The 24,713-nt window shown below is 66.3% G+C and carries 26 protein-coding genes; 7 read left to right on the top strand and 19 right to left on the bottom strand.

The annotated features are described in order from the left end of the window. Positions 1–52: 52 nt before the first annotated feature. Positions 53–682, bottom strand: a complete 630-nt coding sequence (locus AC1PLA_RS01345; protein WP_024939028.1) for a lysophosphatidylcholine acyltransferase — start codon at positions 680–682, stop codon at positions 53–55. A gap of 2 nt (positions 683–684) precedes the next feature. Next, positions 685–1,116, bottom strand: coding sequence for an alternative ribosome rescue aminoacyl-tRNA hydrolase ArfB (arfB, locus tag AC1PLA_RS01340; RefSeq protein ID WP_006449817.1), 432 nt, complete (start codon positions 1,114–1,116; stop codon positions 685–687). Between the two features lie 94 nt (positions 1,117–1,210). Here arfB and AC1PLA_RS01335 point away from each other — a divergent pair, with 94 nt between their 5' ends. Continuing rightward, a complete protein-coding gene (locus AC1PLA_RS01335; protein ID WP_039518342.1) occupies positions 1,211–1,756 on the top strand; it encodes a DUF2059 domain-containing protein in 546 nt (181 codons plus the stop codon). A 224-nt stretch (positions 1,757–1,980) separates the two neighbouring features. Here AC1PLA_RS01335 and AC1PLA_RS01330 read toward each other — a convergent pair whose 3' ends face one another. From AC1PLA_RS01330 to AC1PLA_RS01315, 4 genes are all read right to left on the bottom strand, one after another. Further along, on the bottom strand, positions 1,981–2,751 hold the full coding sequence (locus AC1PLA_RS01330; RefSeq protein ID WP_039517675.1) for a pseudouridine synthase: 771 nt from the start codon (positions 2,749–2,751) through the stop codon (positions 1,981–1,983). A 76-nt stretch (positions 2,752–2,827) separates the two neighbouring features. Then, positions 2,828–3,415 (bottom strand): O-methyltransferase, encoded by a 588-nt coding sequence (locus AC1PLA_RS01325; protein ID WP_047126715.1) that lies wholly within the window; start codon positions 3,413–3,415, stop codon positions 2,828–2,830. A gap of 98 nt (positions 3,416–3,513) precedes the next feature. After that, positions 3,514–5,187, bottom strand: coding sequence for a ubiquinone biosynthesis regulatory protein kinase UbiB (gene ubiB, locus AC1PLA_RS01320; protein ID WP_024939032.1), 1,674 nt, complete (start codon positions 5,185–5,187; stop codon positions 3,514–3,516). Beyond that, complete coding sequence (locus AC1PLA_RS01315; RefSeq protein ID WP_046345336.1) at positions 5,184–5,828, bottom strand: ubiquinone biosynthesis accessory factor UbiJ; 645 nt, start codon at positions 5,826–5,828, stop codon at positions 5,184–5,186. The genes ubiB and AC1PLA_RS01315 overlap by 4 nt, the downstream gene beginning before the upstream one ends. Positions 5,829–6,021: 193 nt before the next feature. Between AC1PLA_RS01315 and ddlA the strand changes: the two genes are divergently transcribed. After that, positions 6,022–7,128, top strand: a complete 1,107-nt coding sequence (gene ddlA / locus AC1PLA_RS01310) for a D-alanine--D-alanine ligase (protein WP_435003635.1) — start codon at positions 6,022–6,024, stop codon at positions 7,126–7,128. Beyond that, positions 7,125–7,607 (top strand): GNAT family N-acetyltransferase, encoded by a 483-nt coding sequence (locus AC1PLA_RS01305; protein ID WP_440584779.1) that lies wholly within the window; start codon positions 7,125–7,127, stop codon positions 7,605–7,607. Before ddlA ends, AC1PLA_RS01305 begins: the two co-directional genes overlap by 4 nt. A gap of 117 nt (positions 7,608–7,724) precedes the next feature. Here AC1PLA_RS01305 and AC1PLA_RS01300 read toward each other — a convergent pair whose 3' ends face one another. The 3 genes from AC1PLA_RS01300 to oleC all read right to left on the bottom strand — a co-directional run bounded on the left by AC1PLA_RS01300 (position 7,725) and on the right by oleC (position 10,707). Continuing rightward, positions 7,725–7,883, bottom strand: coding sequence for a DUF1328 domain-containing protein (locus AC1PLA_RS01300; RefSeq protein WP_003468167.1), 159 nt, complete (start codon positions 7,881–7,883; stop codon positions 7,725–7,727). A 64-nt stretch (positions 7,884–7,947) separates the two neighbouring features. Continuing rightward, the gene (gene oleD, locus AC1PLA_RS01295; protein ID WP_104590710.1) at positions 7,948–8,958 is read right to left on the bottom strand and encodes a 2-alkyl-3-oxoalkanoate reductase; all 1,011 of its coding nucleotides are present in this window, start codon (positions 8,956–8,958) and stop codon (positions 7,948–7,950) included. A gap of 90 nt (positions 8,959–9,048) precedes the next feature. Continuing rightward, positions 9,049–10,707: an olefin beta-lactone synthetase gene (gene oleC, locus AC1PLA_RS01290; protein WP_481105411.1), complete on the bottom strand. Its 1,659-nt coding sequence runs from the start codon at positions 10,705–10,707 to the stop codon at positions 9,049–9,051. A gap of 311 nt (positions 10,708–11,018) precedes the next feature. Between oleC and AC1PLA_RS01285 the strand changes: the two genes are divergently transcribed. Continuing rightward, positions 11,019–11,402: a YkgJ family cysteine cluster protein gene (locus tag AC1PLA_RS01285; protein WP_039529059.1), complete on the top strand. Its 384-nt coding sequence runs from the start codon at positions 11,019–11,021 to the stop codon at positions 11,400–11,402. Positions 11,403–11,547: 145 nt separating this feature from the next. Here the strand turns inward: AC1PLA_RS01285 and AC1PLA_RS01280 are convergent, their stop codons facing one another. From AC1PLA_RS01280 to AC1PLA_RS01265, 4 genes are all read right to left on the bottom strand, one after another. Continuing rightward, positions 11,548–12,450: an alpha/beta fold hydrolase gene (locus AC1PLA_RS01280; RefSeq protein WP_047127811.1), complete on the bottom strand. Its 903-nt coding sequence runs from the start codon at positions 12,448–12,450 to the stop codon at positions 11,548–11,550. A gap of 148 nt (positions 12,451–12,598) precedes the next feature. Then, positions 12,599–13,738 (bottom strand): protein adenylyltransferase Fic, encoded by a 1,140-nt coding sequence (gene fic / locus AC1PLA_RS01275; RefSeq protein ID WP_181143323.1) that lies wholly within the window; start codon positions 13,736–13,738, stop codon positions 12,599–12,601. An 87-nt stretch (positions 13,739–13,825) separates the two neighbouring features. Next, positions 13,826–14,842, bottom strand: coding sequence for a 3-oxoacyl-ACP synthase III (locus AC1PLA_RS01270; protein ID WP_016903994.1), 1,017 nt, complete (start codon positions 14,840–14,842; stop codon positions 13,826–13,828). Positions 14,843–14,943: 101 nt separating this feature from the next. Continuing rightward, entirely contained in the window at positions 14,944–15,264 is a 321-nt protein-coding gene (locus AC1PLA_RS01265; RefSeq protein WP_016903993.1) for a DUF4156 domain-containing protein, read from the bottom strand. 395 nt (positions 15,265–15,659) lie between these two features. Between AC1PLA_RS01265 and AC1PLA_RS01260 the strand changes: the two genes are divergently transcribed. Together AC1PLA_RS01260 and AC1PLA_RS01255 are read left to right on the top strand one after the other, a co-directional pair. Beyond that, entirely contained in the window at positions 15,660–16,121 is a 462-nt protein-coding gene (locus tag AC1PLA_RS01260) for an XAC0231 family protein (protein ID WP_104574456.1), read from the top strand. 25 nt (positions 16,122–16,146) lie between these two features. Continuing rightward, positions 16,147–16,623, top strand: coding sequence for a tRNA (cytidine(34)-2'-O)-methyltransferase (locus AC1PLA_RS01255; protein ID WP_016903991.1), 477 nt, complete (start codon positions 16,147–16,149; stop codon positions 16,621–16,623). A gap of 159 nt (positions 16,624–16,782) precedes the next feature. On the opposite strand, the gene AC1PLA_RS01250 is transcribed toward AC1PLA_RS01255, so the two are convergent. The 3 genes from AC1PLA_RS01250 to AC1PLA_RS01240 all read right to left on the bottom strand — a co-directional run bounded on the left by AC1PLA_RS01250 (position 16,783) and on the right by AC1PLA_RS01240 (position 19,664). Continuing rightward, a complete protein-coding gene (locus AC1PLA_RS01250; RefSeq protein WP_104561102.1) occupies positions 16,783–18,006 on the bottom strand; it encodes an MFS transporter in 1,224 nt (407 codons plus the stop codon). Between the two features lie 104 nt (positions 18,007–18,110). Beyond that, on the bottom strand, positions 18,111–18,731 hold the full coding sequence (locus AC1PLA_RS01245) for a hypothetical protein (protein ID WP_104561104.1): 621 nt from the start codon (positions 18,729–18,731) through the stop codon (positions 18,111–18,113). Positions 18,732–18,866: 135 nt separating this feature from the next. Further along, positions 18,867–19,664 carry a hypothetical protein gene (locus tag AC1PLA_RS01240; protein ID WP_481105410.1) on the bottom strand — a complete coding sequence of 266 codons (798 nt, stop codon included), beginning with the start codon at positions 19,662–19,664 and terminating at the stop codon, positions 18,867–18,869. A gap of 168 nt (positions 19,665–19,832) precedes the next feature. Here AC1PLA_RS01240 and AC1PLA_RS01235 point away from each other — a divergent pair, with 168 nt between their 5' ends. Continuing rightward, positions 19,833–19,964 (top strand): hypothetical protein, encoded by a 132-nt coding sequence (locus tag AC1PLA_RS01235; RefSeq protein ID WP_481105409.1) that lies wholly within the window; start codon positions 19,833–19,835, stop codon positions 19,962–19,964. Positions 19,965–20,099: 135 nt separating this feature from the next. On the opposite strand, the gene AC1PLA_RS01230 is transcribed toward AC1PLA_RS01235, so the two are convergent. Genes AC1PLA_RS01230 through poxB form a run of 3 tightly spaced genes read right to left on the bottom strand, consistent with a single transcriptional unit; the run spans position 20,100 to position 24,620 of the window. Next, complete coding sequence (locus tag AC1PLA_RS01230) at positions 20,100–21,437, bottom strand: sigma-54-dependent transcriptional regulator (protein WP_481105408.1); 1,338 nt, start codon at positions 21,435–21,437, stop codon at positions 20,100–20,102. Beyond that, positions 21,422–22,864: a sensor histidine kinase gene (locus AC1PLA_RS01225; RefSeq protein WP_481105407.1), complete on the bottom strand. Its 1,443-nt coding sequence runs from the start codon at positions 22,862–22,864 to the stop codon at positions 21,422–21,424. Before AC1PLA_RS01225 ends, AC1PLA_RS01230 begins: the two co-directional genes overlap by 16 nt. Before the next feature lie 46 nt (positions 22,865–22,910). Then, positions 22,911–24,620, bottom strand: a complete 1,710-nt coding sequence (gene poxB, locus AC1PLA_RS01220) for a ubiquinone-dependent pyruvate dehydrogenase (RefSeq protein WP_481106139.1) — start codon at positions 24,618–24,620, stop codon at positions 22,911–22,913. Positions 24,621–24,713: the final 93 nt, after the last annotated feature.

The raw sequence follows: 24,713 nt of genomic DNA, 5'->3' as shown, positions 1-24,713 counted from the left end.
TGAATGCAGGCGACCGGCAGCGACAAAACCTTTCAAGCGCGCGGCCGCATCGTCACAACGTATCGCGATGCTTGCCGCGCCATGGCCGGTACCAGGTGCGGATGGCGGCGATATCGGCGGCCATGTCGGTGCCGGTCCAGAACGGTTCGCCGATGCCCACGGTCTTGCTGGGGTAGTCGAAGTACACCGGCAGGATCGGCACCTTGGAATCGGAGGCGATCTTCCAGAAGCCGGCCTTCCAGTGCTCCACCCGCTTGCGGGTGCCCTCGGGGGTGATCACGTACCACATCTGTTCGGAATTGCGGATCAGCCGCACCGCCTGGCCGATGGTGCCCTGCGGCGAGCTGCGGTCCAGCGGGATGGCGCCGAGCTTGCGCAGCAGCGGACCCAGCGGCCACCAGAACAGCTGCGCCTTGCCCAGCACGCGCACGTCGAAGCCCAGCGCGAACTTGGCCGCAAAGCCCAGGAAGCCGTCCCAGTTGGACGAATGCGGGGCGACGATCATCACCAGCTTGGGCTCGTCGGGCAGCCGCCCGAGCAGGCGCCAGCCGGTCAGACGCAGTGCCGTGCGCCCCAGCCAGCGGCCGAAGCGGCCGTGCGCACGTGGCATTCTGGGTGGAGAGGGCTGCAGCAGGATGTTGGCCTGTGTTACCGGTGGCAACGACGGGTCGGTGTGACTCACGCTTACTCCCAGTGGGACGCAGAGCGTCCACGCTTGATATGGCTGCGCTCACGCTTGGCATCCAGCCGCCGCAGCTTGGCACCGTGACTCGGTTTGGTGGCGACCCGGCGCTTGGGCACCGACAGGCAGGCACTGATGATCTCGACCAGCCGCTCGCGCGCATCCTCGCGGTTGCGGTCCTGGGTGCGGAAGCGCTGCGCGTCGATCACCAGCACGCCATCGGCGGTCATGCGCCGGTCGCGCCGCGACAGCAGCCGCGCGCGCAGCGGCTCGGGCAGCGACGGCGACCCGGCCACGTCGAAACGCAGTTCCACCGCGGTGGAGACCTTGTTGACGTTCTGCCCGCCCGCGCCGCTGGCGCGCACGAAGCGCTCGACGATCTCGCTGGGCGGGATCGTCAGGCTGGGGGTGATCTGGATCGGGTCGCTGGCCATTCAACCCGATTGTATCGGCACCGGCATGGACGCGCGCGCGAACGCCGGCTTCCCGTATGCTGCGGCCGGTTCCCCGACTATGCAGGATGCTCCGATGACACCGCCCCGTTCCGTTGCCGCAGCCCGCGCCTTCGCGCGCCGCCTGATCGTGCTGGCCGCGCTGGCACTGGCCACGCCCGCCGCGTTTGCGCAGGCGCCCAGCGATGCCGACATCAACCGTCTGCTGGCCGCCTCACGCGCGCAGACCATGCTGGACACGATGCTGCCGCAGATCGAAGCGATGCAGCAGCAACAGTTCGCCCAGCTCACCGCCCAGCGCCAGCTCGACGCCGACCAGCAGGCCCAGCTGCAGCGTATCCAGGAGCGCACCCGCCAGACCGTGCGCAAGGCGCTGTCGTGGTCGGAACTGCGCCCGATGTATGTGGACATCTACAAGCGCTCGTTCTCGCGCGAGGACGTGCTGGCCATGGCCGAGTTCTACGAGAGCTCGGCCGGCCAGAGCCTGCTGGACAAGACCCCGGCACTGACCCAGAACCTGATGGGCGCGATCCAGCAGAAGATGCTGCCGCTGTTTGCCGACCTGCAGAAGGATCTGGAGAAGATCGTCAATACCCCGGCGGCGGCACCGCAGAAGCCCTGAAGGGCGGGGATTGGGGAATCGGGATTGGGGAATCGGAACAGCGTGCCTGCTGTGGCGGTTGCTGCTTGCGACGGTGGCGTTGATGGCGGCGCCAACCCGCTTGTCCCATTCGGCGAGGGAGCGCTTGGCTCCTCGCCTGCGAGAGAGGGGTTGAGGTGAGGTACGGTTGTGCGGATTTCCAGCAGATCGTGTGGGCTTGTTGACCGTTAGCCGCGCGCACCGCATCAAGCCGTCTGCACCGCTCCCAGCGCGGCCATCTCCCACCCGAACAATGCGCAGGCCTTGGAAAATTCAACATCCAGTGGCGCGGTAACGCTGATGCGCCGCCCATCGGCCGGATGCGGAAACCCCAGCCGCTCGGCGTGCAGCAGCATGCGGTGGATGCCGAGCATGCGGAAGCTGCGGTTGTGCCGGCCATCGCCGTGGCTGGTGTCGCCGATCATATGGTGCGACAGGTGTTTCATATGCCGGCGGATCTGCCGGAACCGCCCGGTCTGCGGCTGGCAGCGCAGCAGCGCATAGCGCGAGGTGGCAAAGCCGGTGGACGGGATCTCCAGCTCGCCGGTGGCCAGGCGCTGGAAGTGCGTCACCGCCGGCTTCTTGACCGGCTTGCCGGGGCCGCCATCCAGATCGTGGTCGACGATGAAGCGCTCCTCGGCCGGCCAGCCGCGGCAGACGGTCAGATAGTCCTTCTCCAACTCGCCGGCCATCAAGGCCTTGCCCAGCGCGCTGGCGGCCTCGCGGTCGAACGCCAGCAGCAGGCAGCCGCTGGTCGCGCGGTCGAGCCGGTGCACCAGAAAGATCGGCCGGCCCAGCTGTTCGCGCAGGCGGTCGGCCAGGAAGTCGTCCTCCCCGCGCGCCAGCTTGCTGTCGTGGACCATCAGGCCGGCGGGTTTGTCGACGACGGCCAGGAGCTCGTCCTGGAAGAGAATCTGCAAGTGCTTGGGGGATGTGCTCACCGGCGGATTATCCGCATCGTCGACACCGCATGCCACTGCGTTGCCGCGCCCTACGGCGCATGCCGACCACGCGCCTTGAGGCCTGAGGGCGTGGCAGCTCGGCGGCGCACGCTCAGGCCGCGCCGCACACCGCCAGCAATTCGCCCTTGCCCACCGGCACCACGCTGCAGGTGACTGCCGGATCGTCAGCCAGCAGCGCGGTGAATGGCGCCAGTTCGTCGGCATGCGACAGCGCATTGTCGACAACCAACAGGCCGCCGCCGCGCAGCACGCGGCGCAGTGCCGGCCACCAGCGCACGTACTCGCCACGCGCCGAATCTAGGAAGACCAGATCGATGCTGGCGCTGGCCGCCTGGGTCAGCCACGTGCCGCCGTCGCCGTGCACCACCTCCACCGACGCGGCCAGGCCGCTGCGTGCAAGCGTGGCCTGCGCCAGGGCCACCTTGTCGGCCGCAAGCTCCACCGTGGTGACATGTCCACCGATTGCGGCGGCCGCTTCGGCTAGCCACAGCGTCGAATAACCGTTGGAGGTGCCGATTTCCAGCACGCGCCGCGCAGCGGTGGCGCGTACCAGCACGGCCAGCAATTGCCCGGTGTCGGGCGTGATATTGAGCATGCGCCGGCCACGCTCCGGCTGGTGCGCATCGTTGTCGCTACCGAACCGTGCCAGTTCGTCCTTCAACGCCTGCAGATCAATCATCACTACCTCGCCGGGGACGGCTTCGTCATCGTGCCGCTGCAGGCGCTGCCGCTCCCCAGCCGGATGCGGCAGGCCACCTGTTGCAGTGCTTGAGTGCTTCAGCGCCGCAGCCAGGCGACCAGCAGGGCCACCGAGCCGGCGCCGCCGCTGACCCAGCTCCATACCGGCACCGTACCCAGGTACCAGCCATTCGGGTGTAGGCCATACAGCACGGCAGCCACCACCAGCAGGCCGCTGCCGGTGATGGCAGTGACCACGCGCGTCTGCAGCTTGCGTAGGCTCAGGTCCAGCGCACGCAGCTCGGCCGAGCGGATGTCGATCTGGTGGCGGCCTTCCACCTGCTGCTTCAACCAGCTGTGCACCAGGCGCGGCATATCCGGCGCATGGGTCATGATTTCCGGCAGGCGCTTGCGCAACTCGCCGAGCACGCGGCGCGGGCTGTAACGCTCGCGCAGGATGCGTTCGAGCACCGGCCGCGCCACCGCCCAGATGTCCAGCCTGGGGTCGAGCTGGCGGCCGACGCCTTCGATGTTGAGCAAGGTCTTCTGCAACAGGATCAGCTGCGGCTGCAGCGTCAGTTCGTAGCGCTGCGCGACGCGGAACAGCTTGATCAGCACTTCGGCCAGCGAAATTTCCGACAACGGGCGGGTGAAGTACGGTTCGCACACCGAGCGCGCGGCCGCCTCCAGTTCGTCGATGCGCACGTTGTCGGGCATCCAGCCCGCCTCCACGTGCAGCTCGGCCATGCGGCGGTAATCCTTGTGGAAGATCGCCATGAAGTTCTCGGCCAGGTAGTACTGATCTTCCTGCGAGAGCTGGCCCATGATGCCGAAATCCAGCGCGATGAAACGCGGATTGAGCCGGCGCTCCGGGTCGCTGTCGACCCAGATGTTGCCGGCGTGCGCATCGGCATGGAAGAAATTGTCGCGGAACACCTGCGTGTAGAACACCCGCACGCCCTTGGCCGCCAGCGCCTTGCGGTCGATACCGGCCGCATCGAGCTTGGCGATGTCGTCGGACGGAATGCCGTACACGCGCTCCAGCGTGAGTGCACGCTCGGCGGTGTGCGACCAGATCACCTCGGGTACGTACAGATCGTCCGAGCCTTCCCAGAACCGGCGCAGCACGCTGGCGTTGGCGCCTTCGCGCTGCAGGTCGAGTTCGGCCGACAGGGTGCCTTCGATCTCGGCCACCACTTCGCGTGGCCGGATCTTGTCCGCGCGCGGGTGGGTGCGTTCGACCAGCGTGGCCAGCGACTGCAGTAACGCGATATCGGCATCGATCTGGCGCTCGATGTCCGGGCGCAGCACCTTGACCACCACCTCGCGGCGCACGCCGTTGGCATCCGGCGGCAAGGTGGCCGCGTGCACCTGCGCGATCGAGGCCGAGGCCAGCGGCACGGTGTCGAACGCGGCAAACGCCACGCTCACCGGCAGGCCCAGCGCGCGCTCGACGATCAGCCGCGCCGCTTCGCCGTCGAAGGGCTTGACGCGGTCCTGCAGCAGGGTCAGTTCATCGGCCACGTCGGCCGGAATCAGGTCGCGCCGGGTCGACAGGATCTGCCCGAACTTGACGAAGATCGGCCCCAGCTCCTGCAACGCCAGCCGCAGCCGCGCACCGCGCGATTGCGCGGCGATTTCGGCACTGGCGCGTGGCACGAACGGCTTGGCCAGGCGCAGCCAGCGCTCGGCCGGCGTGTCCTGCAACAGGTCGTCCAGGCGGTAGCGCAGGATCACCCGGCCGATGCGGCTGGCCCGCAGCAGCGCCTTCATGCCGCACCTCCGGCCGCGCGCAGGCGCGCCACGCGCGCGGCCAGCCGTTCGACGTCGTCGCGCAGTTCGTCGACATCGTCGTGAAAGGCGTCCAGTTCGGCACGCGGCACCACGTCGCGCGATTCCTCGGTCACGAATTCGGCCGCGCTATGCGCCAGATCCACCGCGCTGCGCCGCGCCTGCTGCAGCGCTGCACGCACCGCATTGGCGATCTGCACGCCGAGGATCTCGCCGAACACCGCCACGAACGGCAGCTGCCAATCCGGATCGAAGCGGCCGGCCAGTTGCTGCAGCTGGCGCGCCAGCTCGGCATCGCCGGAGACCTTGAGCCGCCCGGCCGGTGCGCCGCTGCGGCGCGCGTTGGCCAGGAACGGCAGCTGGCCGAGCAAACCGGCCAGGCTGCTGCGCACGGCCAGATCCGGCTCCTGCGCTTGGTCCACCGGGCCGACCAGCAAGCGGCGCTCGTGCACGCGGATCTGCAGGGCCAGCGCAGGCGCCTCCAGGGTCAGTGCGATGCGTTGGCCTTCCAGTGGCAGCAGGGCGTCGCGGGTATCGGGGTCCAGTGCCAGCGCGCGGTTGAGCGCGGCTTGCAGGGCCTGGCCGGCGAGCGGCTTGAGTGAGTTGAACAGGGATCCGGGCATGGGCGCATTCTACCGTCCCCGCATGTCGCCACTGCTTGACGGTGGTGTGGCACGTGCAAGCCGGAGGCCGGGGTGGCGATCATGGCAGGGCGCCTTGTGGCCAGGCCGCGTGCGTCGATCATGCAGGACTTCCTTCGGCACGCCTGCCGCGGGCATGCTGGCGACCTCATCACGCAGGTGGCAGGAGCAGGCAATGCGCAAGATCCGGGTCGGTCTCATCTTCGGCGGCAAATCGGCCGAGCACGAGGTCTCGCTGCAATCGGCGCGCAACATTCTCGATGCGCTGGATCCGCAGCGCTTCGAGCCGGTGCTGATCGGCATCGACAAGCAGGGCCAGTGGCACGTCAACGACCCCGACAGCTTCCTGCTCAATGCCGACGACCCGGCCCGCATCGCCCTGCATCGCAGCGGTCGCGGCGTGGCCCTGCTGCCGGGCGCGCAGCAACAGCAGCTGCGCCCGACCCAGCCGGAGCAGGCGCTGGCACAGATCGATGTGGTGTTTCCGATCGTGCATGGCACGCTCGGCGAAGACGGCTCGCTGCAAGGGCTGCTGCGCATGGCCAATCTGCCCTTCGTCGGCTCCGGCGTGCTCGGCTCGGCGCTGGCGATGGATAAGGACCTGGCCAAGCGCGTGCTGCGCGATGCCGGGCTTGAGGTGGCGCCGTTCGCCTGCTTCAACCGCCACACCGCCGCACACGCCGACGTGGATGCATTGATCGCGCAGTTGGGTTTGCCGTTGTTCGTCAAACCGGCCAACCAGGGTTCGTCGGTCGGTGTCAGCCAGGTGCGCAGTGCCGATGCATTTGCCGACGCGCTCGCATTGGCGCTGGCATACGACCACAAGGTACTGGTGGAAGCGGCGATCGCCGGGCGCGAGATCGAATGCGCCGTGCTGGGCAATGCCACCCCACAGGCCAGCGTGTGCGGCGAAGTGGTGGTGCACGACGCGTTTTACTCCTACCAGACCAAGTACATCAGCGAACACGGCGCCGACATCGTGATCCCGGCTGACATCGATGCACAGACGCAGCAGCGCATCCAGCAGATTGCGGTGCAGGCCTACCAGGCGCTGGACTGCGCCGGCATGGCGCGTGTGGACGTGTTCCTGTGCACCGATGGCCGCATCGTGATCAATGAGGTCAACACATTGCCGGGCTTCACCCGGATCAGCATGTATCCCAAGCTCTGGCAGGCAAGCGGGCTGGACTACCGCCGCTTGATTACGCAGCTGATCGAGCTGGCACTGCAACGGCATGCTGACGATCAGCTGCTGCGCAGCGCGGTCGAGCCAGGCGCATGAGCCAGGCTCGTGTACGTGCGGTGCAACCGCACGACCACGGCGCACTGCTTGCGCTCAACAATGCGCATGCCACCGAGCTGTCGTTGCTGGATGCCGAAGGACTGGCTGCATTGCTGCAACTGGCGTGGCACACACGCCTCGTCGCGCCCGCGGATGGCCTGCTGATCGCGCTGGATCAAGGCGCGGCCTACGCCAATCCGAACTTTGCATGGATGGCGCAACGCTTCGCGCGCTTTGTCTACATCGACCGCATCGTGGTCGCTGCACATGCGCAGCGGCGCGGGCTTGCCAAGCAGCTGTATGACGAGCTCATCCACGTCGCGCGTGCAGCAGGGCAGCCGCGCCTGGTCTGTGAGGTCAACCTGCTCCCACCCAATCCGGCATCGCTGGCGCTGCATCTGCAGCTGGGTTTCCAGACGGTCGGCGATGCGCTGCTGGGCAACGGCAAGCATGTGCAATATCTCGAAAAACTGCTTTGAAACAGAAGCGATTCAACGATGGAGCGTCCACAACGCACATGGCCCGCGTCCTTGCGGAAGCGGGCCATGCGAGCGTCGACCGGCAGCGCCGCTGCCGTGACGTATCGCAGCTAGGCGTTATACCTTGCCGCGACGGAACATCGAGATCACAGCCAGGATCAGGAACACCACGAACAGGATCCAGGCGATGTTGGTCGCCGCACCGGCGATACCGCTGAAGCCCAGCACGGCGGCAATGATGGCGATGACGAAGAAGATGATGGCGTAATGCAGCATGGCAAGGATTCCAGAAGTTGTCGTGCCGAATCGGCGCAGACGTATCCTGAAGATGTGGCGGTCTTTATCGAGTGATGGCGATGTCGTTGGAAGATGAGGATCGCAGCCGTTGCAGCCCCTCTTCGATGCTGACCTGCGGCACATAGCCGAAGTCGCGACGTGCCGGCTCCATGCTGTACCAGTGCGGCGTGCACAGCTGTTCCACCAGAAAACGCGTCAACGGCACTTCGCCAGGCAGACGCAACAGTGGCCACATGGTCTCGCAGATTGCACCGATTCTGTACGCAGTCTTGAACGACAACGAACGCGTCACCGCCGGTGCATCCACCGCAGCCAGCAGGCGATTGAGCAACTCGCGCATCGGCAAGGGCTCGCCGTTGGAGATGAAATACGCCTTGCCCGCACACGCAGCACCTGCAGCGAGATGCGCAAACGCATCGAAATGCGCCTGCGCGGCGTTGTCAATGTAGGTGCTGTCCACCAGGTTGCTGCCATCGCCGACCATGCGCAAGCGGCCGGCGCGCGCACGCGCGGCCAGGCGCGGCAACAGATGATTGTCGCCCGGCCCCCAGATCAGGCGCGGGCGCAAGGCCACCGTCGCCAGTTGCGCATCGTTGGCCGCCAGCACCGCACGCTCGGCGATCGCCTTGGTTGCCGCGTACGCCGCGCGCAGATCTTCGCCATAGGGCACTTCGTCGGCACCCAGGCCTTCCACCGGATTGGTGGCGCGATGGGTCACGCTGGGCGTGGAGGTATAGATCAGGCGCGACACACCGTTGGCCCGACATGCGTCGAGCACATTTTGCGTGCCCACCACATTGGCCTGGTGATAGCTGTCATAGCTGCCCCACGCACCGGCCTTGGCGGCGTTGTGGAAGACCGCATCGATGCCGGCGAAGGCATGCCGCACCGCCTGCGGATCGGCCAGGTCGCCACGGATCTGGCCCACGCCCAAACTCTGCAGCACCGGATAATCGCCGCGCTGGAAACTCACCACCTCATGCCCACGCGCGATCAAGCCGCGGCACAACGCCTGGCCAAGAAAGCCACCACCACCGGTTACCAGGATGCGCACGCATCACCTCCATCGCAAGAGCGCACACGATAACGGGCGCGGCCGGAATTGGCGATGCGGCCACCTGCCTGCGCGATACGCATCGACAGGTCAGCCACGTTGCTGCGCCGCCCAGATCGCCAGCGTTTCGCGGCCGATCTTGGCGTTGTGGCGAATATCCACCGGAAATCCGGAATGGCGCAGGAAACGCGTGATTCCAGCCGTGTGCGGGTGCGCAGCGCCCAGCGCGCGCAATGCGGTTTCCACTTGCGCAAATGCCGATGCCGCCACGCCAGGCTGCAATTCCACGCATAGCACCGGCTGCTGCTGTCCGGGTGCGCCGACACCGACCAAAGCGGTGCGCCGCACCTGCGGATGCACGTTGAAGACCGGCTCCACCTGCTCGGTGTAGAGCGGGCCGGTGGCGGTTTCCACGCGGTGGGTCTTGCGCCCGCAGAACCACAAGCGTCCTTCGGCATCGAAGTAGCCCACATCGCCCATGCGATGCACGATACGTTCGCTGCCATCCGCGTTGCGCTCGCGGATCTTGGCAATCCGCGTGGCCGCGTCGCGGTTGAAGTAGGTGTCGGTGGTGGTGGGGCCGGCGACGGTGATTTCGCCGACCTCGCCCACGGCCAGCACGCGCGCGCCGCTCCACTCGGGAATGGCCGCATCGTCGATGGCGATGATGCGCACCTCGTTCGGCGCGACGACCTGGCCGACGCAGGTGCCGGCACCGGCCTCGGTGGCCGCGCGGGTGGCGTCCAGCGTACGCCCTTCGATCGCTGCAACCGGCAGGCATTCGGTGGCGCCATACGGCGTCCAGAATTGCGCATCTTCCGGCAACAGCGCGCGGATCTTGGCCACCACGTCCGGCGGCACCGGCGCACCGGCCGAGGTGGCCAGGCGCACGTTTGGCAAGGGCTGGCCGTAGTCGGCCAATACGCGCATCAATGCCGGCGAGCCGAACAACTGCGTGACTCCGAAGCGGTCGATCGCATCGTGCAGCTTGCGCGGATCGGCAGTGGCCGGGCGGGTCGGATCCATGTCCGGAATCACCGAGGTCAGCCCCAGTGCCGGATCGAACAGGGCAAACGGCGGGAATGTCGGCAGATCCACGCCGCCGGGCTGCATGCCGAAGGCATTGCGCAGCAATTCGATCTGGCCGACGAAATGCCGGTGGCGGTATACCACGCCCTTGGGCACGCCGGTCGAGCCGCTGGTGAACAGGATGGCGGCCACATCGTCCGGCCCGGTGTTGGCCAGCTGACTGCCGGCGCCGGCGCCATCGCGCTCCACGCGCGCCAGTGTCACCCCGCCCCAGCCGTAACGGCCACCGACGCTGACGATCTGCTTTGCAGAGCGCGCCCACCGCAACAGACGACGCGCCAGATGTGCAAGCGGAATGCCGATAAACGCCTGCGGCTGCGCTTCGTCCAGGCATTGCTTGAGCGCACGTTTGTCGATGCCCGGATCCACCAGCACCGGCACCGCACCGGCCTTGAACAAGGCAAACATCAGCAGGAAGAATTCTGGCGACGGACGCACCATCACCACCGCGCGCGCACCGCGTCCGATGCCGTGCAGGGCCAGGCCGGCAGCGATCGCATCACTGCGCGCGTCCAGCTCGGCATAGCTCAAGGTCACATCGTAGGCGGCAAACCCGTTGGCGCCGCGGCGGCCCGGGCAACGGATGGCGATCTGCTCGGGGCGCTCGCGCGCGAGTTCCGGCAGGGTGGCGGCGATATTGCAGAGAGTCGTCGTAGTCATTGCCGCATTATCACCCATGCGCCGACGGTGCCGGCCGCTTGATCGCGCTCAAGTCGCCTGCGCTGGTGCGTGCTCCCATCGCAGCGATGGCTGACGCGGTGATTGCGCGTCATCGAGCCGCAACGATACAGCGCAGTGCTCGCGTGACATGCTCTGCCCGCGCGAGGCGCGGCGCCTTGCAAACACGCGCTGCGTCGAGCGACGCAGATGAACCACTAACCGGCGCACGGCGGTGCCACTTGTATCGCAGCGTGGTTCGGTCAGAATGCCGCGCTCACCACGTTGTTTCGCCGCGCAAGGCCCGGCATTCCATGGCACATCCCTGCCTTACCTGCGGCGCCTGCTGCGCCTACTTCCGCGTCAGTTTTCACTGGAGCGAGGCCGATCCCGCGTTGGGCGGCAGGGTACCGATCGAGCTGACCGATGCGCTGCGCACGCACGAGCGCGTCATGCGCGGCACCTCGCAATCGCAGCCGCGCTGCATCGCGCTGGATGCGGACATCGGCCGCTACAGCCGCTGCAGCATCCATGATCGCCGGCCTTCCGCCTGCGCCGCCGTGCCGGCTTCGCTGGAATTCGGCCAGCGCAGTGCGCAATGCGACAAATCCCGGCTGGCGCACGGCCTGCACGCGCTGACCGACGCCGACTGGCTGGGCGTGGACGAGGCGCAACGCAATCCGCTGCCGCCGTTGTAACGGCCACCGCTGCGAGTGACTACGCCATCCGCTCGCAACGTCCAACAGAACGACGGCATTGCCGGTCCCATCCACTGGTGCATCCGCGTTCTGCACACCGCAGGCACTCACCTAGCGAGCGCCTGCGCGAATATGCCAACAGCGCTTACAGCGGATTGCGCTCCAGAAACGCACGGATCGCCGGCACCAGCACTTCATGCTTGTCTTCCAGCACGTAGTGATTGGCATCGTCGAACGCGGTGACCTCGGCATTCGGCAATGCCTTGCGGAAGCCGGCCAGGAAGTGCTTGTCGAAACAGATATCGCGCAGGCCCCAGGCGATGAACGCCGGGCGATCGGCGAACGACGGCAATGCCTGCGCCGAGCGCTCCAGCAGTGACCAGGCCTGGTCGGCGGGCGACAGCGGAATATCCTGCATGAAGCGGATGGTGGAGATGCGGTTGCGCCAATTGTTGTAGGGCGCCACATAGGCGCGACGCACCTCCGCCGGCATCCGCCGCGACACTCCGAACCAGGACGCGCCGGAGGAAAACGCATTGAACGTGCGGATGAACCACTCGCCCGGCCCCCAATGCCGGCCCATTGCGATCTGCCACGGCATCGGTTTTTCTGGCGGCAAAGGGAATGCAGCGGTATTGGTGATCACCAGCCGCTTGACCTGCGCATGATGCGACAACGCCCAGCCGAACCCGATCATGCCGCCCCAGTCGTGCACCGCCAGCGTGACCGGACCGGTGATGCCCAGGTGCCGCAACAACGTGTCCAGATCATCCACGCGCGACTGCAGCGTGTAGTCGTAACGTGGCTGCGCGTCGGGCGCATCGTCCGGCTTGTCGGACAGCCCCATGCCGATATGGTCCGGCACGATGCAGCGGTAACGATCCGACAGGCCGCTCACCAGGTGCCGCCACAGATAACTCCACGACGGATTGCCGTGCAGCATCACGACCACCTCGCCATCGCGCGGACCTTCGTCCAGATACGACATCGCAATGCCGGGACGCACCTCAAGGCGCTGGGGAGTGAAGGGATAGCCGGGGTAGTTCATGCCAAACGCATCCGATTCGATTCGAGAGAGCGCACATGGCGCAAGCGTTGGCCTGCCGTGCGTAGAGATTGGACATCATAGTGGTCGCCACGCTGCGACATGCTCAACCCACTACGCGCAAGACGGCTACCTGGATCAGTTACAGGCTTCATCGCGCTTGCGTCGAAGGCATTGGATAAGGCGGTAGTTGATGACCATCGCCGGACAGAAGTTTCAGGAATGCAGGGTGCAGGAACAGTTTTTCCTTGCCCAGCCGCTGCTCTTGCAGCACACCGATGGTCACCAGTTCCTTTAGATGGCGTGCAGCGGTCTGCCGAGTCACGCCCATCACGTCCACGACATTCTGGATGCGGCAATAGGGCTGATTGAAGACCACTTCGACAAGTTCGCGGCTGTAGGCCTTGGGGGCGTGTTCGCGCACATGATCACGCGCCTGCGTCTCCAATCCTCGGATCGCCTGGATCTTCGCCGTCGTCCACGCAGCTGTCTCTGCAACGGCGGCAAGCATGTACTGAATCCACTCGGCCCAGCGACCGTACCGGGTGACATCCAGCAGCAGTCGATAGTAGTCGCTGCGATGGCGAATGATGTAGCGCGACAAGTACAGGACGGGGACATCGAGCAGGCCTTGCTCGATCAGCATCAGCAGATTCAATACACGTCCGGTACGCCCGTTGCCATCGGTGAACGGGTGGATCGCTTCGAATTGATAGTGCGCGACCGCCATCCGGATCAATGGATCGATATCGGTGCATTCATGAATAAAACGCTCCCAATTGGCCAGCTTGTCGCGCAGCAATGTCTCGCCGACGGGCGGGGTATAGATGATCTGCTGGATCTGATCGTTGGCCAGCGCAGTCCCGGGCACGCGACGGATCTGCATTTGCACAGCTTTAATGCGGCTGCACACCACCACGGCGGTGTCTGTACATAGCGGTCGCTGCTGCAGCGACTGGAACCCTTCGTAGAGCGCGCTACGGTAACGCAGGGCTTCCTTGGTTGCCGGATTCTGGGCGCGCTCCTGATCGTCTGCATAACGGAACAAGTCATCCGTGGTGGTGACGATGTTTTCGATCTCCGAACTCGCCTGTGCTTCCAGGATCGGGATCGTATTGATCAGCACTGCCGGATTTGGCAGCAATGCGGTGGCCTGCTTCAGCTCGGCCAACGCAGTGCGCGCCACGATGCAGGCCTTGAGCAAGGCGCGCGTTTCGATATCTCCCGCCGGAGGAAGCGGCGGGAGCGCGTTGTAGGGCTGCTCGGGATTGAACACCAGCGCGTCGTCCATGCCTACACCGGTCATGTTGCAAGAGCGAACATGATGCAATGACGTGTACTAAAAATCCATTTTTCTTAACACGTCACATGTTGCAACTTACCAGACTACTTCCGCCATCGAGCAGTTCAGCCCCGAGCCAATCCCCATCAACGCGATGCGGTCGCCCTTCTTCAAGCGGCCGAGCTCCTTGAGCTTGCTCAGCACGATCGGTACCGAAGCCGGGCCGATGTTGCCGTGTTCGCCGAAGATCGTCATGACCTTGGCCGGGTCGATGCCGAACGATTTCACGAACGAAGCGGTATGCGGGCGGCTGACCTGGTGGATGACGAACTGGTCCAGCTCGTCCACTGCCCAGCCCATTGCCTGCTTGGCGGCCAGGAAGGTCTTCTGCGCCAGCTTGATGCCTTCGATCAGCAACAGGCGGGTGTCGGTGACCATGCGGTCCAGGTTGCCGCGGCACAGCTTGTTCCATTCGGTGGCCGAGCGGGTCACGCCACCTTTGTAGCGCGGGGCGTCGGGCACCAGCTCGGTGCGCGCCATCACCATCGCTGCGGCACCGCAACCCAGGGTCAGCGCAGCGAGTTCATTGCGGAACTCTTCTTCGGTGACGTCGGGCGAGGTCATGCGCTCGAGGGTCTTTTCGTACACCAGGTTGGCGGTTTCGCCATCGACGACCAGCGCATAGTCGATCTCGCCGCGCTCAAGCATGCGGGCGGCGATGTCCATGCCGTTGATGAAGGCAAGGCAGGCGTTGGCGACATCAAAGGTGACGCAGTGGTCGCCGACCCCGAGGTTGCCGGACACGATGGAGGCGGTGGACGGCTCCAGGTAGTCGCGGCTCACCGAGGTGTTGACCAGCAGGCCGATCTTCTCGATGCCGATGCCGGCGTCGAGCAGTGCCTTGCGCGCAGCCTGGGTGGCGGCGTCCGAGGCCTGGACATCCTGGTCCCACAAGCGCCGTGCATGGATGCCGGCAACGTCGCCCAACACGTCGGTTCTGATCCCGAGGCGGTCGTAGGTCGGTTGCAGGCGCTCGTTGATTTCCTTGGAAGTCAGCGTGTGCGGCGCATCAATATGCGCCAGTCCCGCGATGGAGACATTCTGGAAGAGCATCGAAGTAGCGCCATGGCGTCAGGCGAGGGGGCGCTAGTCTAGCCGCTGGCTGGTTTTACCGCATCTTTACAATTGCAGCGGCCGCGCCCCAGCCCAACGGTTCAGCGCGGCGGGCAGCGGAAGGCGTTGAAGCGCTGGCTGCCATCGGCCGGCTGGCCCTGCGCCTGGACCGTATTGGCATTGGCGCCCGGCGCCTCGTTGCGAGCCAGCGTTTCCAGTTCTTCCTGCACCCGCAATGGGTTGCGGTTGTAGAAGCCGACCTTGCTCTTGACCGACACCACCACCTCGCCCTGCTGCTGACAGCCAGCTGGCACAGGGCCTGCGGGCAGCACCTGCACGCCTTTGCCGCTTTGCTCGATCGGCACCCAGGTGCAGGCCGTGGCAGTGGTGGCAACCAGAACAGACAGCATCAGCACGCGCATAAGTCTTAGACACCTGAGGACGAAGCCGGATTGTGCCGCAGTTGCCGGCCGGCGATCGGCATGCGCTGCGCGGCCGCATGCCACGCATTCAGCGCGCTGAACACCAAGCAGATCGTCGTGTTCTCTCGCTTCGGCCGGTGTCCGGCGCCCGCAACCGCGTCCGGGTGTCCGGACGCGGACACCGCTACGGCGCACAAATCCCTTTAAAAACAATCCACTGCAACTGGCACGCGGTTTGCTGCATGGCATGGGCAAGCAGCGGGCAGCGACCTCGATCAATGAAAATGACTGTCAGCTGAATAAATAAAACTGCGCCGCGAAAGTTATTGCACTTACCGAAACGGTGTACTACATTACTACCACACCACTGATCACCCACACCAAGAGACCTCGCCATGAAGACCCAGACCCTGCGCATCGCCCTCTCCGCCGCCCTGTTTGCCGGTACCGCCCTGGCCGGTTTCGCCCAGGCCGCCAGCCTGACCACGCTGGACACCGTGCAGGTCCGCCCGTCGGCCGACCAGATCGCCCAGCAGACGCTGGAGCGCGGCAGCGACATCCCTACCCTGGCCGCCGTGCAGGTGCGTCCATCGGCCGAGCAACTGGCCGCCCTCGCCGCCGAACAGGCCGGCCCGCGCATCCTCACCCTGGCTGCGGTGCAGGTGCGTCCGTCCGCCGACCAGCGCGCCGACCTGGTGACCCGCAACGCCGCTGCCAGCGCGCAGAGCACCTCCGGCCAGGCTGCTGCCGCGATCGGCGCGCTGATGGGCCAGGTCATCGTCAACCTGCCGGTGCCGCAGCTGCAGCCGTCGCCGATCGAACTGGAAGCGCTGGTCAACGCCGCCATCAGCCTTTGAGCACGCGCGCAGCTACACTGCGCGCATGTCAGCCCCCGTCCTCGATGTCATCCTGTTTCAGCCGGAAATTCCGCCCAATACGGGCAATGTGATTCGCCTGTGCGCCAACACCGGCGCGCGTCTGCACCTGATCGAGCCGCTCGGCTTCGACCTCAGCGACAAGCAGCTCAAACGCGCCGGCCTGGACTATCACGAATACGCAAGCCTGCAGGTGCATGCCGACCTGCCCAGCGCCCTGGCCGCGATCGCGCCCAAGCGCGTGTTTGCATTGAGTACGCGCAGCACCGTGCGTTACGACACACCGCAATTTGCCGATGGCGATGCTTTCCTGTTTGGTCCGGAAACACGCGGCTTGCCCGCCGACGTGCTGGAGTCGATCCCGCCACAGCACCGGCTGCGCCTGCCGATGCGCCCGGACAACCGCAGCCTCAATCTGTCCAACACTGTTGCGGTGATGGTGTTCGAAGCCTGGCGTCAGTGGGACTTCAGCGGCGGCCGATAGCCGTGGCAATGCAGACGGCTGGCTGACTGCGGCATCGTCCGCCCCGATCCCGGCGCGCTGCATGGTTCCCGTATCGGTCTGTCACTCAAAGCGTGCTCCGCGCGTATGCCAGTCGCGGGCGCTGCCGTTTACGTGCTGCTCCGCGTCGCTGCCATGACCTCATTGCATCACCTGGGCATCGGTCGCTGCCTGCAACATGCCGCGGCAGCCTGCCCAGAGCGCCACCGCCAGCAAGGCGATGGCACCCAGCGCCAGAAACGCGATGCGATAGCCGAAGGCATGCGCCAGCCAGCCGCCCAACGCCGGGCTCAGCGCCGCGCCCACACCTTGCACCGTCATCACCGCGCCCTGGCCGACATTGACGCGCCCGGTGCCCTGCAGCAATCGCGCCACCAGTGCCGGCACCACCACGGCCTGCAGGCCGGCGCCGAGTCCGTCGAGGATCTGCACCGGAAACACGCCCCAGCCATGGATCAGCGACGCCGCCACCAATGCACGCAGCGGCAAGGCCATGAAGGCCACCAGCAGCACCCACCAATGTCCGTGCACGCGGATCCAGCGCATCGCCAGCAAGGCCACCACCACCATCGTGGCCTGCGCGACCACGATGGTGGTCGCCGTCAGCGCGTTGGCATCGCCCGCATGCGCGGCCACGATGGCCATGCCGTAGAGCGGCAGCATCGCCGCATTGCCCAGGTGGAACAGCCCCAGGGTGATGGCCAGCAAGGCCAGTGGCCGGCAGGTCAACAACACCCGCCACCCGCTGAGGGTGTCCGCGCCGTCGGCATGGCCCAGGCCGCGCGCGGCACGATGGTCGATGGCCGCAGCTGGAATCATCAGCACCGCCGCGATCGCCAGCACACCGAACGCGGCGGTGAGCACGAACACCGCCGCAAACCCGTAGCGCCAGCCCAGCCAGCCGGCCAGTACCGCAGCCAGCATGTTGCCGGCGTGGTTGGCGACCTGATTGCGCGCCAGTTGATGATCGAATCCGCGCGCGTGCACCAGCCCCAAGGTGATGCCGGTGAGTGCCGGGCCGATGCCGGCTGCCGCCAACGCCGAGACGATCTGCGCGGTGACCACACCGGAGGAGGTCGGATGCAGCCAGATTAGCGCCGTGGCCAACAGGATCGCCAGGCAACCGACCACCACCACGGCGCGCTTGCGCCGGGTGCTATCGACCAGTGCACCGGCCGGGGTGGTGGCGAGCATGCCGGCGATGCCGCCCACGCTCATCACCGTGCCGATCGCCGCCACCGACCAGCCCCTGGATTGCAGGAATACGCTGAGAAATGGCCCCAGGCCGTCCTGCACATCGGCCACGCTGAAATGCAGCGCCTCCAGTGCGCGACTGCCACGGGGACGCGGTGTGCTCATGCGCATCGGCGCTCTCCACGAAACGATGAAAGGCGACTGCGCGCGCCGGCCTGCATGTGCGACCCGATTGCGGTCGCACGGCGCCAGCACGGCAGTCGCATTGCAGGCTGCTAGCGCTTCGGCTTCGGCTTCGGCTTATGCGCACCCGGACCATGCGGATGCTCGATCTGCTTCAGCGACGCGGCCTTGGCGCCCAAGGCATGCGCGTGGACCAGCACGCCGTGCGGGGTCGTCCTGGTATCGCCTTCGGCCACCAGCGCCTTGCCGACCACCAGCTGTTTGGCGAAGTCCTCTCCGGCATGCGGTGGGAACCGCACCGTGACCTCGTCGTCCAGCAACACGCCGTGCACCTGCCCGTGCGGGCCGTGCAGCAGGCGCGCGATGGTGCCGCTGTGCTGGGTGAGCTGCGGCTTGGGCGGCTTGCCGGCGGGCGGCTTGGGCTTGGGCTTGGCATGCGGCCCATGCGGGCCTTCATCGACGATGCGCTTGCCACCCTCCGGATCAATCGCCAGGGCCACCAACATGTCCACATCGCGCGGCTTGAGGCCACGCACGCTCAAGGTGCTGCCGGGCTTGAGCGCCTTGAGCAAGGCGGCGGACAGGTGCGGCGGCGTGTGCACCTCGGTGCCGTCGGTCAGCAGCAGGCCGTCGATATCGGCCTTTGGATTGAGCAGAAAGCGCGCCAGCGTGCCGCGGGTTTCGGGAAGGAAATCAGGGTCGACCCAATGCATGAAAAACTCCAGATGAAGTGAGAACCGGCCGATGCCGGCAAGCCGCGCCCGTCGCCACGCATGCGGCGTGGTGAACAGGCGCGTAGAGGGGAACGCGACAGGTAAGCGCCGCCGCGTGGGCGGCGGCGCCCTGGATCAACGCGGCGCCGGAGCCGGCGCTGGCGGTGCGGCCGGCGGGACAGGCGGTGCCGGTGGTGCGGGCGGCACTGGGCCGTCCGGGCGCGGCGGGCTGAACAACGCACGCTGCGAGGCGCGATCGCGGCCCAGTTGGGTGGCTTCGATGGCGCGGCCGTTGGCGGTGGCAACCCCGAAGCCGCTCACGCTCAATGGCGCGCCGGCCCGCAGCAGATCGCCGAACTGCAGCGCCAGATGCGGCGGCATCCGCACCAGCGTGCCATCGCTCAGCAACGCGCCATTGGTCTCGCCACCCGGGCCGTAGACCAAGCGCTCGATGCGTCCTTCCGCCTGCAACGGCGTCAACGCGGCAGGTGCTGGCGGCGCCGGCGGCATGGCGCCCGCCGGCGGCTGGTCGACCACTTCGCGCCCACCACGATTGGAGCGGATGCTGCTGGCGCGCAGCACCGGCAGGTTGCCCAGGCGATAGCCCTGCACGCTCACCGTATCGCCCCGGCGCACCGCAGCCTGCAACTGTGCGGACAGATGCGGTGCAAATGCCACCTGGGTGCCATCGCGCAACCACAGGCCGTCGACCTCGCCATTGGGATTGAGCATGAAGCGCTCGACCGTGCCGGTGATGCGCACCGGGGTGGCGGCCACCGGCGCAGGCGGTGCGGGCGGCACTGGCGGAGCCGGCGGTGGCGTGCCGACCGGCGCACGCGGCGCCAGCGGTGCTGCCGGCGGTGTGGGAGCCTGCGCGGCAGCGGTTGCCACGCTGCAAGCCAGTGCGAAAGCAAGTGCGGTCTGACGAATCATGCGATGTCTCCAACGCGGCAGGAGCGCCGCTCGCCCTGGAGATAAAGCAGCAATCGTGCCAACAGGGAATCCGTTGTTTTACAAGGGTTTTGTGTCTGCACGCGCGCGGACAATCGTCTGCGTTTCATCCACCACTGTCCGCTTTGCAGACACTTTGCAGCTGGTTGCGTGTCACCCCTGCAAGGCAAGAACGTGCCTAGCATCCTCGACGGTAACGTGCGCGTGCCGATGTCCGGGCTGGATTTCGAACGCGTGGTGCTGCGCTTTCCGGCTGCGCCGTTTGCTGGTGGAAGGCCGTAGCCAATGCTGCGAGTGGCAGCGGCGACATGCAACCAACAGGTGCGCATGACAACAGGTGCACGTGCTGCTGCGCGCGTATTGCGTCATGACCGAAGCGGCAGCCTGCAACCATCGCGTCCGGTCTGATCGCTGCAACTACTGCAGGCCGTACTCATCGAGCTTGCGGTATAGCAGCTGGCGATGAATGCCGAGCCGGCGCGCGGCTTCGGCGCGGTTGCCGCCACTGTGCGCCAAGGCGTCCTGGATCATCTGCCTTTCCAGCCGCGCCACCGCCTCGGGCAAGGTGCCTTCCGGTGGCGCTGTCGTCGTGGGCTGCTCGGCATCGTACTCGAGCGCGTCGTCCAGATCCGCGGCAACGATGCTGTGGCCGCGCACCAGCAGCTGGCTGCGTTGCATGACGTTACGCAGCTCGCGCACATTACCGGGCCACGGGTAGGCCAGCAGCCGCGCTTGCGCGTCCGCCGACAGCGTACGCGCCGCGCCTTCGCCGCTGCGCAGAAAATACTGCGCAAGCAGCACGATGTCCTGCCCGCGTTCGCGCAGCGGCGGCAGTTCGATCGGCACCACATTGAGGCGATAGCGCAGATCGCTGCGGAACTGTCCTGCCGCCACCCACGCCGCCAGATCGCGATGCGTGGCCGCCAGCACGCGCACATCCACCTTCTGCGCGCCGCGCCCGCCCAGCGGCGTTACTTCGCCCTCCTGCAGAAAGCGCAACAACTTGGCCTGCATCGGCAGCGGCATGTCGCCGATCTCGTCCAGGAACAACGTGCCGCCATCGGCTTCGCGAATCAGGCCGATGCGGTCGCTGGTCGCCCCGGAAAAGGCGCCCTTGCGATGGCCGAACAATTCGCTTTCCATCAACTCCAACGGGATCGCCGCGCAATTGACCGCGACAAATGCCGCCGCCGCGCGCGCGCTGGCGCGATGCAGGGCGCGCGCGACCAGTTCCTTGCCGGTACCGGTTTCGCCGGTGATCAACACCGGCAGATCAGAAGCTGCCGCCAGCCCGATGCGTTTATGCACGGTACGCATCGCCGGACTGTGGCCGACCAAGCCGTCGTCGTCGGAAGGTTCGCTCGCTGCGGTATCTGCGTTGGCATCGGCACGACTTGCCAATGCACGCTCCACCACATCGACGATATCCGCACGCCCCACCGGCTTGACCAGGTGATCGAAAGCGCCCAGCGTCATCGCTTCGATGGTGTTGCCGCTGGAGGCGTACGCGGTGAGCATCACCAGCGGCACCTGGCGCGCGCGGGGATCGTCTGCACGCGCACGCAGCACCTGGATGCCGTCCATGCCGGGCATGCGGAAGTCCACGAACGCCAGCTCGATGCCGCCCTCGTTCAGGCGCAGCAAACCGTCGGCGCCGTTGTCGACCGCGATCACCGTATGGCCGAGCGAGCGCAGCGTTGCCTGCAAGGTGGCCAGAAACGCCGCATCGTCGTCGATGATCAGGATGCGCGCCATGGCAGCTCCAGAATGAAATGGGTCATACCGTCGGCGTGTGCATAACGCACCTGCCCGCCATGTGCACGGGCGATCTCGCGCACCAGCGCAAGCCCCAGGCCATTGCCGTCGGCGCGGCCGCTGACGAACGGCTCGAACAATTGCGAAGCGATGGCATCGGCGATGGCCGCGCCACGATTGCTCACCCGTAGCTGCAGCAACCCATCGCTGGCGCTGGCCTCCAGTGTCACCGCGCTGCCTGCATCGGCGTGCTGGAGCGCGTTGCGCAGCAGGTTGTGGACGGCGCGTCCGAGTTGCTGCGGATCGAGCATCCACTGCAGCGGCGCGTCCGGGACGCGCAGCTGTGGCGCCGGCGCGCCCGGCGGCAGCACGGCAGGATCGAGCAAGCTCGCCAGCCAGTCCTGCACCACCACCGTCTCCAGCTGCAGCCGGATTGGCTGCACCATGCCGAGCAGGCTTTCGACCACCCCATCCAGGCGACGGATCTGCCCCAGCATCAGCTCACCGTGCGCGGCATCGTCCGGCGTGCCTTGGCGCGTGGCGATTTCGTTCTCCACGGCCAGGCGCATCGTGGCGATGGGGTTGCGAATCTCATGCGCCACCGTGGCGGTCAGGCGCCCGAGTGCGGCCAGCCGCTCGTGCCGTGCCAGCTCGTCGGCCAGCCGCCGCGTCTGCGCCAAGGCCTGCGCATTGCGCTGTGCGTAATCGCTGACCGCAGCGCCCAGCCGGTCCAGCTCGGGTGCGCCGGTGACCGGAATCTGCGGAAGTTCGGTATCGGCGGCCAGCGCCTGCTGGATGCGCTGCAGGCGCTGACTCCAGCGCCGTACCACCACGCCCAGGGCAATCGCCGATACCGCCACCATGGCGAAGATCAACAGCATGCCGATCGCCAGCGGCCGCCAGGCATCGGAGGTGCTGGCCGGCACCCGCGACATGGTCCAAGCGGCGGTGCCCGCGGCCAATGGGCAGGCGCTGATCAACACCACTTCACGGCTGCCGTCGCGACGAAAATCCACGGCCTTGTTGCCCACCGCACTCTGCCGCGCGGTACTGACGATCGTGGTCCACTCGGCGGCCGGGATATCGGTCTTGTGATCGCTGCCGTCGTAGGTGGGATAGGCGTAGGCAACGAATCCCTTGTCGAGATTCCATACCCCGCCCTCCACACCGGGCGCATCGGCCAGCACCAGTTGCACCACCACCGCGGCCAACCCGGCGCCGTTGTCGCCGCTGCGCGCTGCTTCACTTGCGCCAGCGTAGCGCTGCACGATGCGTGCGCATTGCGCGGTCAATTGCTGGCGCGCATCGTCCAGTCGCACGCCTTCGGTCTGTCGGTACAGGCCATACAACATCGTGGCCACGCCCACGCAGGCAGCCAGGATCACCACCCAGATCAGCAGCAACTGGCGCAACAAGGAACGAGGCATGCGAGGGTCCGGTAAAGACGTGCAGTTTCAGAACGCGGTAACTGTGTCAGCGCATGTTGGTCTTGACCAGATCGATCACCTCATCGCCGCGCCCACTCATCACTGCCTTGAGCAGATACAGGCCCATGCCTTTGGCCTGTTCCAGCTTGATTGCCGGCGGCACCGCCAGTTCCTGCGTGGCGATGCGCACATCCACCAGCGCCGGACCGGAATGCGCGAAAGCCTGCCGCAATGCCCGCTCCAGTTGCGCGGACTCATCGACCCGAATGCCCAGGATGCCCATCGCATTGCTCATCGCCGCGAAGTCCGGATTGCGCAGCTCGGTGCCGGTGTCCAGATAGCCGGCGGCCTTCATCTCCATCGCCACGAATCCCAGCGAAGCGTTGTTGAACACCACGATCTTCACCGGCAGACGCAGCTGCGCCAGCGAGATGAAATCGCCCATCAGCATCGCAAAACCGCCATCGCCGGATAGCGCAATCACCTGACGGCCCGGATACGCCGACTGCGCACCCAGCGCCTGCGGCATCGCATTGGCCATCGAGCCGTGGTTGAACGAACCGAGCAAGCGGCGTTGTCCGTTCATGCGCAGGTAGCGCGCGGCCCACACCGTCGGCGTGCCGACATCGCAGGTGAATACCGCATCCTGGTCGGCGATCTGGCTGATCATGCGCGCCACGAATTGCGGATGCAGCGGCTCGCCTGGATCGGCCGGCACCGCCAGATCGTCCAGCCCCTCGCGCGCCTTGCGGTAGTGCGCAAGCGACTTTTCCAGGAAGTCGCGTTTCTCGCGTCGCTGCAGCTGCGGCAACAAGGCGGCAATGGTTTCGCCTACGTCCGCTGCGATGCCCAGCTGCAACGGCGTGCGCCGTCCCAGCGCGCTCGGGTCGCGGTCCACCTGCACGATGGTCGCGTCCTTCGGATAGAACTGCCGATACGGGAAATCCGTGCCCAGCATGATCAAGGTGTCGCAGTTGAGCATTGCGTGGTAGCCGGAGCTGAAACCGATCAGGCCGGTCATGCCGACATCGAACGGGTTCTCCCACTCCACGTGTTCCTTGCCGCGCAAGGCATGCACAATCGGCGCGCCCAGGGTGTCGGCCAATGCCACCACCGCATCGTGTGCGCCCGCGCAGCCGCTGCCGCACAACAGCGTGATCGCTTCACTCTGTTGCAGCAGCTCGGCCAGTTGCTGCACATCTTCGGGAGCCGGCAGTACGCGCGGTTGGCGCAGTTGCGGCCACGCCGTGGGAATGTGCTTGTCCACTTCCAGCAGTGCGATATCGCCGGGGATCACCACCACCGCCACGCCTTGCTGCAGGATGGCCGCACGCATCGCGCGGTGCAGCACTTCCGGCAGCTGCGCCGGATTGGTCACCAACTCCACAAAGTGACTGCACTCGCGGAACAGTTCCTGCGGATGCGTCTCCTGAAAATAGTTCAGCCCGATCTCGGACGAGGGAATATGCGCGGCGATCGCCAGCACCGGCTGGCGGCTGCGATGGCAATCGAACAGCCCGTTGATCAGGTGCAGGTTGCCCGGCCCGCAGCTACCCGCACACACCGCCAGCTTGTCGGTCACCGCCGCCTCGGCGCCGGCAGCGAACGCGGCCACCTCTTCGTGGCGCACGTGCATCCATTCGATCGTCTGCATCTCGCGCAAGGCGTCGGTCAGACCGTTGAGGCTGTCGCCGGTCAACCCCCAAATCCGCTCCACCCCCGCGCTCTGCAGCGTCTCGGCCAGAAACCGCGCCAACGTCTTTTTCTTCGCCACGATGCAGCTCCACGCTTGTTCGACAAGCCTGGCATGCTCCCAGTCACAGTGTCAGCGCAATGTGCTTGCACTGCA

The organism is Xanthomonas sp. NCPPB 1826 (assembly GCF_056725285.1).
The sequence above is the reverse complement of the archived record's forward strand: the minus strand, read 5'-3'. Positions and strand labels throughout refer to the sequence as shown.

What these genes read in the sequence shown, in the direction of transcription:
- oleC (WP_481105411.1), bottom strand. Translation starts at nt 10,707, where the DNA reads ATGACTACGACGACTCTCTGCAATATCGCCGCCACCCTGCCGGAACTC.
- AC1PLA_RS01305 (WP_440584779.1), top strand. Translation starts at nt 7,125, where the DNA reads ATGAGCCAGGCTCGTGTACGTGCGGTGCAACCGCACGACCACGGCGCA.
- AC1PLA_RS01250 (WP_104561102.1), bottom strand. Translation starts at nt 18,006, where the DNA reads ATGCGCATGAGCACACCGCGTCCCCGTGGCAGTCGCGCACTGGAGGCG.
- AC1PLA_RS01325 (WP_047126715.1), bottom strand. Translation starts at nt 3,415, where the DNA reads ATGATTGATCTGCAGGCGTTGAAGGACGAACTGGCACGGTTCGGTAGC.
- AC1PLA_RS01315 (WP_046345336.1), bottom strand. Translation starts at nt 5,828, where the DNA reads ATGCCCGGATCCCTGTTCAACTCACTCAAGCCGCTCGCCGGCCAGGCC.
- arfB (WP_006449817.1), bottom strand. Translation starts at nt 1,116, where the DNA reads ATGGCCAGCGACCCGATCCAGATCACCCCCAGCCTGACGATCCCGCCC.
- AC1PLA_RS01260 (WP_104574456.1), top strand. Translation starts at nt 15,660, where the DNA reads ATGAAGACCCAGACCCTGCGCATCGCCCTCTCCGCCGCCCTGTTTGCC.
- ubiB (WP_024939032.1), bottom strand. Translation starts at nt 5,187, where the DNA reads ATGAAGGCGCTGCTGCGGGCCAGCCGCATCGGCCGGGTGATCCTGCGC.
- fic (WP_181143323.1), bottom strand. Translation starts at nt 13,738, where the DNA reads ATGGACGACGCGCTGGTGTTCAATCCCGAGCAGCCCTACAACGCGCTC.
- AC1PLA_RS01265 (WP_016903993.1), bottom strand. Translation starts at nt 15,264, where the DNA reads ATGCGCGTGCTGATGCTGTCTGTTCTGGTTGCCACCACTGCCACGGCC.
- AC1PLA_RS01280 (WP_047127811.1), bottom strand. Translation starts at nt 12,450, where the DNA reads ATGAACTACCCCGGCTATCCCTTCACTCCCCAGCGCCTTGAGGTGCGT.
- AC1PLA_RS01300 (WP_003468167.1), bottom strand. Translation starts at nt 7,883, where the DNA reads ATGCTGCATTACGCCATCATCTTCTTCGTCATCGCCATCATTGCCGCC.
- AC1PLA_RS01240 (WP_481105410.1), bottom strand. Translation starts at nt 19,664, where the DNA reads ATGATTCGTCAGACCGCACTTGCTTTCGCACTGGCTTGCAGCGTGGCA.
- AC1PLA_RS01225 (WP_481105407.1), bottom strand. Translation starts at nt 22,864, where the DNA reads ATGCCTCGTTCCTTGTTGCGCCAGTTGCTGCTGATCTGGGTGGTGATC.
- ddlA (WP_435003635.1), top strand. Translation starts at nt 6,022, where the DNA reads ATGCGCAAGATCCGGGTCGGTCTCATCTTCGGCGGCAAATCGGCCGAG.
- AC1PLA_RS01230 (WP_481105408.1), bottom strand. Translation starts at nt 21,437, where the DNA reads ATGGCGCGCATCCTGATCATCGACGACGATGCGGCGTTTCTGGCCACC.
- AC1PLA_RS01335 (WP_039518342.1), top strand. Translation starts at nt 1,211, where the DNA reads ATGACACCGCCCCGTTCCGTTGCCGCAGCCCGCGCCTTCGCGCGCCGC.
- AC1PLA_RS01245 (WP_104561104.1), bottom strand. Translation starts at nt 18,731, where the DNA reads ATGCATTGGGTCGACCCTGATTTCCTTCCCGAAACCCGCGGCACGCTG.
- AC1PLA_RS01285 (WP_039529059.1), top strand. Translation starts at nt 11,019, where the DNA reads ATGGCACATCCCTGCCTTACCTGCGGCGCCTGCTGCGCCTACTTCCGC.
- AC1PLA_RS01255 (WP_016903991.1), top strand. Translation starts at nt 16,147, where the DNA reads ATGTCAGCCCCCGTCCTCGATGTCATCCTGTTTCAGCCGGAAATTCCG.
- AC1PLA_RS01270 (WP_016903994.1), bottom strand. Translation starts at nt 14,842, where the DNA reads ATGCTCTTCCAGAATGTCTCCATCGCGGGACTGGCGCATATTGATGCG.